Annotated in this window: 12 protein-coding genes and 2 pseudogenes; 7 read left to right on the top strand and 7 right to left on the bottom strand. The window is 57.7% G+C overall.

What is annotated here, in order from left to right:
• The 6 genes and pseudogenes from AN233_RS17965 to AN233_RS06390 all read right to left on the bottom strand — a co-directional run.
• Positions 1-292, bottom strand: a pseudogene (locus tag AN233_RS17965) (hypothetical protein); the annotation flags it as partial.
• 3 nt (positions 293-295) lie between these two features.
• The gene (locus AN233_RS06405) at positions 296-2,032 is read right to left on the bottom strand and encodes a hypothetical protein (protein WP_058365974.1); all 1,737 of its coding nucleotides are present in this window, start codon (positions 2,030-2,032) and stop codon (positions 296-298) included.
• Between the two features lie 28 nt (positions 2,033-2,060).
• Positions 2,061-2,483, bottom strand: coding sequence for a hypothetical protein (locus AN233_RS06400; protein ID WP_058365973.1), 423 nt, complete (start codon positions 2,481-2,483; stop codon positions 2,061-2,063).
• Between the two features lie 6 nt (positions 2,484-2,489).
• Complete coding sequence (locus AN233_RS06395; protein ID WP_058365972.1) at positions 2,490-2,738, bottom strand: hypothetical protein; 249 nt, start codon at positions 2,736-2,738, stop codon at positions 2,490-2,492.
• A 208-nt stretch (positions 2,739-2,946) separates the two neighbouring features.
• Positions 2,947-3,201: a hypothetical protein gene (locus AN233_RS16795; protein ID WP_125919991.1), complete on the bottom strand. Its 255-nt coding sequence runs from the start codon at positions 3,199-3,201 to the stop codon at positions 2,947-2,949.
• Positions 3,140-3,307: a hypothetical protein gene (locus AN233_RS06390; protein WP_058365971.1), complete on the bottom strand. Its 168-nt coding sequence runs from the start codon at positions 3,305-3,307 to the stop codon at positions 3,140-3,142. Before AN233_RS06390 ends, AN233_RS16795 begins: the two co-directional genes overlap by 62 nt.
• A gap of 237 nt (positions 3,308-3,544) precedes the next feature.
• Between AN233_RS06390 and AN233_RS16385 the strand changes: the two genes are divergently transcribed.
• The 7 genes and pseudogenes from AN233_RS16385 (at position 3,545) to AN233_RS06360 (ending at position 9,380) form a co-directional block, all read left to right on the top strand.
• Complete coding sequence (locus AN233_RS16385; protein ID WP_080508389.1) at positions 3,545-4,222, top strand: metal-dependent transcriptional regulator; 678 nt, start codon at positions 3,545-3,547, stop codon at positions 4,220-4,222.
• A 128-nt stretch (positions 4,223-4,350) separates the two neighbouring features.
• Positions 4,351-5,610, top strand: a complete 1,260-nt coding sequence (locus AN233_RS06385; RefSeq protein WP_058365976.1) for a multicopper oxidase domain-containing protein — start codon at positions 4,351-4,353, stop codon at positions 5,608-5,610.
• Position 5,611: 1 nt separating this feature from the next.
• Entirely contained in the window at positions 5,612-6,868 is a 1,257-nt protein-coding gene (locus tag AN233_RS06380) for a ZIP family metal transporter (RefSeq protein ID WP_058365970.1), read from the top strand.
• A gap of 141 nt (positions 6,869-7,009) precedes the next feature.
• Entirely contained in the window at positions 7,010-7,315 is a 306-nt protein-coding gene (locus tag AN233_RS06375) for a cupredoxin domain-containing protein (RefSeq protein ID WP_241659245.1), read from the top strand.
• Positions 7,316-8,093: 778 nt separating this feature from the next.
• A complete protein-coding gene (locus AN233_RS18420) occupies positions 8,094-8,306 on the top strand; it encodes a DUF7333 family protein (protein ID WP_449271523.1) in 213 nt (70 codons plus the stop codon).
• Between the two features lie 287 nt (positions 8,307-8,593).
• Positions 8,594-8,854: pseudogene (locus AN233_RS06365) on the top strand (HVO_A0114 family putative DNA-binding protein); the annotation flags it as partial.
• Between the two features lie 322 nt (positions 8,855-9,176).
• The gene (locus tag AN233_RS06360; protein ID WP_058365968.1) at positions 9,177-9,380 is read left to right on the top strand and encodes a hypothetical protein; all 204 of its coding nucleotides are present in this window, start codon (positions 9,177-9,179) and stop codon (positions 9,378-9,380) included.
• Positions 9,381-9,410: 30 nt separating this feature from the next.
• On the opposite strand, the gene AN233_RS06355 is transcribed toward AN233_RS06360, so the two are convergent.
• Positions 9,411-11,198 (bottom strand): Na(+)/H(+) antiporter subunit D, encoded by a 1,788-nt coding sequence (locus AN233_RS06355; protein ID WP_058365967.1) that lies wholly within the window; start codon positions 11,196-11,198, stop codon positions 9,411-9,413.
• Between the last annotated feature and the right edge of the window lie 137 nt (positions 11,199-11,335).

Below are 11,335 nucleotides of genomic sequence, written 5' to 3'. Positions count from 1 at the left end.
ACGATACCTGTTGGGCCCCTGCGGCCACGTCACGCTTTCCGAACAGCTCTCCATTAGGTTGGATGAGGTTGACCTGGTCGACGTCGGCTTCGGGCGAGAGCTCGACGACGAGTGTCGTCCCGTCGACAGCGACTCGCTTGAGTGGCCCCTTGCTCTCTGAATCGGTTGTCCCGTCACCGGGAGTTCCGGAGCTATCACCGTTGTTCAGACAGCCAGCCACGCTCACAAGCGCGGCGCCTGCGACTGTTCGGAGGGCGTTTCGCCTACTGATGTGTGGGTAATTCTGTGTCATGGGCTATGGATCTTGTTGGAAGATGTCTTCTGGGCCGAGCATCCGGAGGAGACGGCGTCCCGCGTAGAACATTACGAAGAAGGGAATGAACTGCCAGCCGACCTCGAAGATGAACGCGAACCAGCCGTCGATGGTTCCGAGTGGATGCCACCGGGCGGTCGCCGTATCACTCACGTAGGCCGGATTGTGTCCGAGCCACGACCCTGGATGATACCGAGCGGTGTAGATACCGGGTTCAGTGATCGTCACGATGGCTACGCCAGAGGCGTTGGTCTCGACCTCCCGATTGGCGATGGTGATGTAGCCATCACGTGAGATGCCACCGATAGGATACCGGCGGGCGCTATCGTTGAGGACGATCGGTGCGCCAGTCTGGTTGTCACGTAGCTCAATCCGAAGCGTCGCCTGTGATTCGTTTTGCTGGAGAACCTCGACGGTGAGATTGCTACGACGAAGTTGCCGTTCAGAACCGGCATCGGGCTCGACGATAGACGCGTTCACACCGCGAACGATGCCTGCGACGTGGAGTGCTTCTCTGTCGACGTTCTCGGCGCGGACGGCGACACCGTACGTCGTCTCGTAGGACTGATTTACGATCTCGACGTTGACGTTCTCGCCGATAGTCTCCAGCGGGGAGGGGCGTTCCGTTCCCCAGGTGTCGATGATTTTGGGGCCGTCCCGGACGGGCTCAGCTCGTGGTCCGATTCGGGACGGATACGCGTGGACGTACACGGGGATCGCATCGGACTCGACTTCGGCGCTGTCGGTTCGGTTCGACCTGACGAGCGTATCCCAGTTGGTGTTGCGGGCCGTGTAAAACCGCCAGACACCGCGTACGCTCGCGTTCCCCTCGTCGGTGAGTGTGTACCCTTGCCACGGACGAGACTGGAAGATAGCCACGCCAGCATCGCCGTTGGGGTACTCGGCGTAGTAGGGGTACGCAGAGAGGTCGTATATCTCGACATCGACCGAGTCCGAAACGTTTCGCGTCTCCTCACGATAGACGACGTCGACGTTGGTTCCGCCGCCCACGTCGGTCCGTATCGTCTTCTTCAGCCGAACGTGGATCTCTGCTTCGAGAGTGAGGGTTGCACTCCAGTCGTCGGTGATCTGGTAGTTGATGGCCGGCGTGTGCGACCCATCAGTCCTCGCGATGGTCTCCCCGTCTTTCTGCAGCCGAACTTCCTCGATCTCGTGTTCCGTAAGCGACCACTCGATGGTCCTGTTCCCGGAGGAACTCCCATTTGGAACACGGACCCGGTAATCGACGAACCCACGCATCGTCCCATTCGGTGCGATGTAGAGTGGGGTATCACCGGACTCGAGGTGACCACGAGTCGACGGCTGAACCGCAAACACTGTCGCATGGGCGTCTTCGATGAAGACACCGTCTTCGAGGGATGCGTGAGGCGGATGAACTGACGTATCTGACCCACCGGCTTCGAGGTCGCCGAAATCGTTTCGAGTCCACGTTGCGGCGGTTGAAGGCGGCCGCTTGAACGTGATGTCTGTCCCATTCGCGAGCTGATGGACGGACGTGCGGTCCTCTCCGTAGCGCTGGCGGTACTCTTCTTGACTGATATAGTTATCCGCATCGCGAGACCAGAGCGTCGCTGACTCGTTCTCAGAAAGGCCGTTCCCCTCAGTACCCGGGCGTGGTGGATCGGCTGCGACGACACCCGTGACTAGGCTCGTCACGAACAGGGCGGCCATGAGCACGGAGAGCTCTCGTTGTTCCATGGGCTCGCGACGGGGATGGTAGAGTGACTTACCAGGGGACGAGGTCAACACACTGTGCCAGCGGCAGCCCCATCATCGACCCCGCAACGGTGTACAGCGGGCCGAGAACAACGAGGACGACGGCGGACTTCATCGCCGAGCGCTTGTGGCGCTTGAGGCCCTTCTTTTGCTCAGGGTTCAGGGTGAACATCTCGATGAGGGAGTCGGCCTGCCAGACCACGGCAAGGCCGACGATGCCGAGTCCAGTGGTCAGCTGGAAGAAGCCCTCAATCATACTCGGTAGGTTGTCCGCGCTGCAAACAGCGCTGGTCTGTGCTGCGACGGGCTGGACAGCGAACAGACTCAACAGCGCAACTGTAAGGACGGCTTGTCTGGAGACTTTGCTCACTGCCGTGGACTGACTGTCAGTGCGATTCTCAGGCGTCTCGGAGGGTGTACTGTCCTGTGACATTGCGGGTTATTCCTCTGCGTCTTCGACGAGTGTCTTCAGATCGGCGTACCGATTGGTCTCGTCGACGATTTCTTCTTTCGTGTGGCCCAGCTCGCGAGCCCGTTCGAGGAGGTCACGGAGGTCGTCGGGGTCGACGTCGCGGACTTCCATTTCCTCGCGGAGGGTGCGGCGATAGAGGGCGGAAGCGTTGATGTGGTCGTTCCACATCAGGTACAGGTCATCGATGTCTTCGATGGTAACTGACCGAGTTATCATACGTGCGAGTATGGGTATGCACCAACGGAGTCGTGGTACACATTATGGGAAAATTTGGTGAGGAATAAATATTTTCTGTATATGGAGAATGTTGCTAATCTATGAATGTCTCGGGGGTATTTGGCCCGAAGATAACATCGAACCATCTTAACCAACAGCACAGGTGAGATATTGGGTTTCGTTGGTTAATTCTTCGTGAGCGAACTTGTCATTCTAACTCTTTGATCTCACCATCTCTATCGACGACGAGTTCGCGGAGCTTCGCAAGTCGGTCTTGTCCCACTTGAAAAATCTCCTCTCCATCCGAGATCGAAATCTCACCGGTTTCCAGCTGCTCGATCAGCGTCTTGATTCGCTCGACGTCGTCCGCGATCTCTGTGTCGACCTCGCGAAATCCGGAGCTACAGGTCGCGGAGATGGACCGTCTTCCTGTCGTTCGATTCGGCACGCTCGGCGGCGTCATCGAGGAGATCGGCGACCTCCTCGTTGAGGGAGTTGTAGAAATCGGCCGAGACGTTGTGGTCCGACAGTGCATCCTTCACAGCTGCTTTGACGATCAGGTCTGACATTTTATGGTGAACTTTGCTTGTCCGCTATATATAGGTTCGAAGTTTTTCATGCAGGATTCCGGCCCTTGTACTGCCGGAACGCCTTTAGACATCAGAGAGATGGTATTCAACCCTCAAGCAAGGAAACAAACGGATACACGATCTAACCGAATTCTAGCGAGACACCATTGATAATTGACACTCCAAGTAACACAGATGAAGAAAATTATAAATTTAGCCATGTCTAATTCTTTTCCAATGTTGAGCGCGATCATGGAGGACTATCTCAAAGCGATCTATTCTCTTCAGAACGAAACAGACGGCCGGGTACGAACTTCGGTGCTCGCTGAGTATATCGACGTAGAGCAATCGACGGTTACCAGTATGATGAAAAAATTATCAGAGCGTGATTTCGTGCAGTACGAGCCCTACAAGGGAGTTGAGCTCACTGATACTGGGGTTCCTATTGCTCTCGAAATCATTCGCCATCACCGACTGTTAGAACGATATCTGACGGACCACCTCGAGTATGATTGGGCAGAGGTACACGACGAAGCAGATCGCCTCGAACACCACATCAGCAGTAAGTTTGCCGACCGGATTGCAGAGCAGCTAGGACAACCAGCGGTTGACCCGCATGGCGACCCAATTCCCACCGCGGATCTGGATGTATCGGGAGCAAAGGATGGTGAACGTCTTGCTGATCATCAAGTGGGTGACAGCGTTCAGATCGTACGGGTTCCGGACACCGATCCAGATCTCCTCCGGTACCTGTCCAAACATGGGATTCATCCCGGAACTGTCGTAGATGTTGTCGAGATTGCGCCATTCGGAATGGTCACACTTGACCCTGATAACGGAGATGGTCCGGTTGCGCTACCCGAAGAAGTCGCACGTTCCATATCCACCCAATCTCTCACACAGAGTTCTCACTGAGAAGCTCGGAAGTCTGCTAGTCCATTTTTAGTTTAGATCTACTCAAAGTTTAGATGGGTCTAATTTATATATTGGGATCATCCACTATCACATATGGGTATCCGAATAGTCAACCCGTCGAGGAGATCATGCCCTCGATAGATTACGAGAGTGCGGCAGATGTCACCAAACGACTCGAACAGCGTTTGGTTGAATCACTCACCGGTGAAACGAGCGTCAGTCGTCGCACGGTACTCGGCAGTCTTGGTGTCGCGGGAAGTGCCGCCGTTGGACTCGGGAGTTCACGTGCAAGTGCGTCACCCGGCCACGAGGGCGATGATACACACGGTAACTTCGGTGCGGTGGGCGAATACCGAGATTTGGACTTCGATCCGCACGAGTTCCTCACCGCGTTCAATACCGGAGACAGCGGGCAGGATAACGTTCCGCAGCAGGTCTACGAGGAGGATGGTCGAACCGTACGGGAGTTCGAATTCACCGCGGTCGACACAACGATCACCATCGCGCCGGGCGTCGAGTTCCAAGCGTGGGCATTCAACGGTCAGGTGCCGGGCCCCACGATCCGTGCTGTTGAGGGCGACCTAATTCGCGTCAAATTCACGAACCTCGGACGGCACGCTCACACGATCCATCCGCATCTGAAGAACCTTAACCCGCGAATGGATGGGATCCCCCAGAACGGGCCGGGTGTGCTCGATACGGGAGAATCATTCACCTACGAGTGGATTGCCCAACCAGCCGGTACGCACTTCTATCACTGCCACTCGCTCCCGCTGAAAGAACACATCCACCGCGGACTCTACGGCACGATCATCGTCGATCCGGACCCCGAACGCGTCAGGGAGAATCCACGCGATTACGTCAATTATCCCGGCCCGATTACCGACGACATGCGGACGCGGTTCGTCGAAGAGGCGAAGAGCCGGAACCACGAGTACGCCGAAAACGACGCCGTCAACGAGATGGTCATGGTGATGAACTCGTTCGACACCAACTTCGACGGCGGGAACGAGGTCTACGCGGCGAACACACGGGCGTTCGCATACGGGGTCGGTAGTACCGACGGCACCGGCAACTGGACAGCCGGCGAGACGAAGCGTCCCATCCAGATCGACAAGAACGAACGGCAACGCGTGTACCTCTCCAATGCGACTGAGTTCGACCTCATCAACTCGTTCCACACGCACTCGCAGTTCTTCGATTACTATGATCACGGGACGACGCTGACACCGACGCGCAAGACCGTGGACACGATCATGCAGACGCAGGCGCAGCGCGGTATCATCGAGCTCGACTACTCGGACCACGAACCCGGGCTGTACATGTTCCACGCCCACCAGTCCGAGTTCGCCGAACTCGGCTGGATGAGCTTTTTCGAGGTGGTCTAACATGCCGGATAAGACACAGAAACCGACGGCGGACAGTGGTGTATCTACTGAAAACGAGGTCACACAGCCGCTCGGACTACCGCGATGGGTCAGCGCGATACTTCCGATCGTATTGCTCGTGCTCGTCTTGGGTGTGTTCGCGTTTACGTCACCACTCGCCAGTATTCAGAGCGAGAGCGGTGAACCGCTTCCCGACGTGACGATCACACACACAACGCTTCCGAGCGACGGAACGGTCGTGTTACACGTAACGAACAACGGGCCCGATTCCGTGACGATAGCACAGGTCCTCGTCGATGAGGCCTACTGGAATTTTCAGGTCGAAGGAGCCGGTGGCGACCAAACGCTCGCCCCGATGGAAAGCGCACAGATCGTGATCCCGTATCACTGGAATCCGGGATGGGATCTCAACGTCGCCCTCGTACTCTCTGACGGGGCGACATTCGAGAATACGATCGTCGCTCCGAATCAGGCACCCGGATTTAGCCTCAGTCTGCTCTGGACGCTTGCAGTCATCGGGCTGTTCGTCGGCGTGATCCCGGTCGCATTAGGGATGCTCTGGTTCCCCTACATCAAGACGATGAGCGATCGGTGGCTGCACGCCGTGCTCTTGTTCGCGGCTGGCGTCCTCGGCTTCTTGGCGTTCGACGCCGGGTTCGAGGCGTTCGAACTTGCTCAACGGGTTCCGGGCGCGTACGAGGGCAACCTCTTGGTCGTCTTCGGGATCCTCGGCGCACTCACTCTCGTTCAGGCAATCAGCGCGTGGCGCAAGGGCCGTGTCGCCGCCGGTGACAGTCGGGCGAGTAGCGGTCTCTGGATCGCCTATCTGGTCGCGGTCGGGATCGGCCTGCACAACCTCGCGGAAGGGCTGGCGATCGGGAGTTCGTTCGCACTCGGGCGTGTGTCGCTCGGCGCGTTCCTCGTGATCGGGTTCATGCTCCACAACGTGACGGAAGGCCCGGCCGTCGTTGCACCGGTCGCCCGCGGAGAGCGCCCGTCGTTCAGGCACTTCGCCGCGCTCGGTGTCATCGCCGGTGCCCCCGTCATCCTCGGCGGGTGGATCGGTAGTCTCGCGTACTCACCGACGATCGGCGCCTTCTTCCTCGCGATCGGGGTTGGTGCAATCTTACAGGTCAACTGGGAGATCGCGGGAATGGTTCGGGATGCAGGCGGTCGCGTGGCCAGCGCCACGAACCTGCTCGCGTTCCTGCTCGGCCTCGGCGTGATGTACGTGACCGACCTCTTCGTGGCGCTCTGATAGGCACCACTCATCTCTGTTCCAATGACACTCAAATTCCACAATCGACGGACGGTGTTGCGACTCAGTACTGCCGCCTTGGCGACGCTCAGCACCGCCGGATGTTTGAACGGACAGTCACCGTCGACCCTGACCGTCACGATGCCCGACGATCACACGTTTGAGCCGAAGACTGCGACGATCGAAACCGGTGGGACAGTGATGTGGACGAACGAGAGCGACATCCAGCACACGGTCACAGCGTACGAAGGCGGGATTCCGGCCGAGGCCGTGTACTTCGCAAGTGGTGGCTTCGAGTCAGAGCGTGCTGCGAGGAACCGGGTTACTGAGGGACTCATCGCCCCGGGAGAGAACTACGAGCACACGTTCGATCAACCCGGAACGTACGGGTACTGTTGTATTCCGCATGAAAGTTCTGGAATGGTTGGGACAATTCGGGTAGAATAAATGGCAATAGCGGGCTCAGAACCATGTTAGTATTTCGATGACGAAATATTCCTATTCATGTCAACTAGAGTTTAGATTTTCAAATTCCAAGCGAAACCGAAACCATAGAAAAGAATCACTCTCTACCGCTGGCGTTACCCGGTGTTGTCTCACTACTGATCCTCACCGGTGAAGATCGAGACGGCCAGTCGTTAGAAACGGATGCCCAAATTAGTCTGAGGTATCTTCTGGCGATCCACTCCGTGGCACGGCTGCTCCTTCGTATTCCATTCGATCAGAACTGTTAGTAGGTGGTGACGCGCTCAAAACAGAGATGGTGCTGGTGTAGTTCTCGAATCATCTTCGTGTTCGATCGTGCTATGAAGTACCTGATACATAGAGGTAGTCAATCAAAATAGGTTCACTAACGAGGTGCGAATCCGGGAGAGAATTCCCTCAGACTGTTGTTGAACAGTATGCTGGTCTGAGGAAGTATTGGGTGTATCGGTGGTTTTGGGCACTGACGTCTCACTTTCCTCATCGGAGTGTTCTTCTCCATAGGCGTTACAGTAAATACACATAGTACAAAGAAGGTGTCCAATCATATAAATATATTTGGTGATAGTATAAAATACATCTGGACAGCTTGATCAAGTCGCGAGAGAACTATTACAATACCAAGAAGTACAACGAATCCCAAACTACCGTGTCTTGTTGGCGCGCTTCTCTGATAGGGTTTCGTTCGGAAGAATACCCGTCCTAAAATGTCGACAGCCGAGACATCGGAAACAACCTGTGATTGAGTTTGAGTAACAAACTGGAGAAGGAATTCAATACAACGAAAACGGTGATCACGTTCGTGGCCCTGCTCGCCATCATTATTGATGAGACGATTATGTATCCGATGACCACCAGTATAGTCATGATGGCGAGTGTCGGCCTCATCGTGTTCGGAGTCCTTACACCTCTTCTCGGGACCAAACACGGTGAGTATCGAGCAAACCGTACCTAGGTCTGCGTTTGAGATGGGGGAAACACAGAGTTCAACTTTGTATGTATATTAAACATTGGTAGTGAATGAGCGATTTATAGCAGCCGAGTTAATAAACTTGTAGCGGCTAGTGATGATCTCACCTGACGACGATTCCCACGACAGGAAGTGGTGAATCAATAGATCATACCCCTGAACACGAAGAGGGGTCTCACGAGCCTAGTCACAGGCATGACCACGACCATGCCGATCCGAGCACGCTCAACACGCAGAACGGGGCGTCAAAAACGGTTTCCCACCGCTCGAACATGGGGACGCTGACCCCGCGCGTCCTCGATCTCATCGAAGCCATCCGTCGGGAAGAGCCATCCAGCATCAACGAGACCGCACGGGTTGTCAACCGGGACGTGAAGAACGTCCACGAGGAACTCAGTCGGCTCGCCCAGTTGGGCATCATCTTCTTTGAAGAAGACGGCCAGAGTAAACGTCCGGTCGTCTGGTTTGACGAACTCGTCATCAACCTCCCGTTTGATCCGGAAGCCGGTGACACCGCAACCGTCGCACCGTAAGGCCCGGCGAGTTTATACCATATCGAAAGTTGCAATTTGAAATTCGAATAACCCTTATATCGGCTTCGTTGAAACATGCTGCGAGTAATACTGTTGACCCACTCGCGGCCATTACAGTCACGCTCTATATACGAAGGGAGGACACGAGTATATGTATCAGTGGCGGCGAAAGTCACCTACCAGAAGATGATGGCAGGCAGTCAGAATTCAAACAGACTAGATATGCGGCATACGGTATGGAAGACCGTATGCTACAGCAAGTGACGCGGATCTACGACAACCGATCACGGAACAAGACGAGCTACGAGAATTTCCGGGACGTATGTGCTCTGACAACGACGCCACCGATGCCAATTCGCTGGTCTACGTCGGCGTTTTCTGCGTGAGTATGACCTCGGTTTTGTTCATGCGCTACACCAGCGCAGAGAGCGGCGAAATGTTCGGATTCGTGGTTCCGTTCATCAGCGTGATCGTCTTCCTCTCGCTCAGCGAACAGGATCGGCGAATTGTCGAAGAGGACGAGTGAGATGCACGAACCGGCGGCTCAACTCTCTCGCTACCCGAGCAGGAACACGAGCAGCGCGACACCAGCCGCGAGCGTCAAGAAGAGGACGCTCCGACCGATGCCCGCCCGGATCTCGACGTCGGCGCCGAGCGCCGAGACGGCCGCTCGCGGGTGCGTCGCGGTCCGCTTGACGCCGGCGACCAGCCGCATCACGACGCGGTCGACGGCAGCCCACAGCTCCGTGACGCCCCAGACTGTTCCCCGGCTCAGGTAGAATGCGGCCGGGTACGTCACCGCGTCGACGTCGCGCATATGGTGGGCGAGCCAGCCGAGCGGGCGCTTCAGCGCGAAGAAGCCGACGAAGCCGGTCACGAGTAGCGCCGCGCTCTCCGTCAGGTGGCTCGCGCTGTACGGGTGCAGTTCCGGCGCGACCGCGGCAGTGAACGGCATCAGTTCGACGAGGTAACCGTAGGTGAGCGGCGTGCCGAAGAAGACACAGGCGCCGCCCGCCAGGAGCATCCCCGCCGTCTGGAACGGCGTCGCGTCTTTCGGCGATAGCGTCGCCGACCCGTGAAAGAACATATAGTAGCCGAGCTTGATGAACGACATGAACGTCCCCACGCCGCCGAGGATCAGCAGCCACCACAGCAGCCCTTGGCCGAACAGCAGCTCGAAGTTGTGGACCTCGTGGGCGGAGGAGATCACCATCCCCTTCGAAATGAACCCGTTGAACCCCGGAACGGCGGTAATCGAGGCCGCACCCACGAGGTAGACGAGAAAGGTGATCGGCATCTCCCGCCAGAGTCCGCCCATGTCCCTGATGTCCTCGACGCCGGTACGGTAGACGACGACACCGACTGCCATGAACAGGAGGCTCTTGTAGAGGACGTTGTTGAACAGGTGCGCGAACCCGCCGGTGACGGCGAACTCGCCGACAGCAGTCGCGAGCCCGAGTCCGGCGAGCATGTAGCCGACCTGCGCCTGGATGTGGTACGACAGCAGGCGACGCGGATCGTACTGCAGCAGCGCGAAGAACGCGCCGTAGACGGCCATGAACCCGCCGAGATACGCGAGCCACATCCCGCCCTCCGGGAACGCACGGTACATCACGTACACCGCGGTCTTCGTCGTGAACACCGAGAGGAACACCGACGCCGCGACGTGCGGGCGCGGGTAGGTGTCCGGCAGCCACGTGTGCAGGAAGATGAACCCGCAGTTGACGCCGATCCCGATCGCGGCGAGTAGCGTCGCGGAGGCGTGGATCCCGGTCGTCGACGAGAACAGGAATATCTCGCCGGCCGGCACGCTCCCGAGCATCGCCGCGCCGTGGACGACGACCGCGCCGAGGAAGAATGTCCCGCCGATGCCGTGGAACAGCGCGTAGCGGTAGCCGGCCCGCACCGCTTCCCCGCCGTACTGCCACACCAGCAGCGTCGAGGTGACGGCCATCAGCTCCCAGAAGAAGATCAGGGTGAGCCAGTCGCCGGCGTAGATCGTCCCGATCGTCGAGGCGACGTAGATGAGCGCGAACGCAGTCACCCACGTGGGCGCCTCGGTGCCGTACGCGTACAGCACCGCCGCGGTCGCGAGGAAGCCGACGACGACCCCCATCAAAAGCGAGAACTGATCGACGTTGAAGAAGACCACGTCGAAGCCGAGGAACTGTGTCGCGAGGTACGTCCCCGCGCCGCCGTCGCCGAGCAGGACGGCCTGCGCGAAGGTGAACGCCGTCGCCAGCGCGGCCACTGCGTGACCGGACCGGCGCGGGAGCGCGAGCACGGCGAGGGCGGCGAAGGCGAGCAGCACGTACGGAGGCACCGAGGTGAGAATCGGGTTCACGGCCGCATCATCCCCTCGGGGAGTCGCGTGTCGACGATGAGCTCGATCAGCTCCAGGAAGCCCATCTCGTAGGGTATCACGCCGAGCAGCACCGCGAGGCTCATCGCGGTGAGGATCGGCCCGAGTGTGAACCACGT

Origin of the sequence: Haloparvum sedimenti (genome assembly GCF_001462205.1) — an archaeon.
GTDB classification, from domain to species: Archaea; Halobacteriota; Halobacteria; order Halobacteriales; family Haloferacaceae; genus Haloparvum; species Haloparvum sedimenti.
This window is presented reverse-complemented; position numbering and strand designations above follow the sequence as displayed.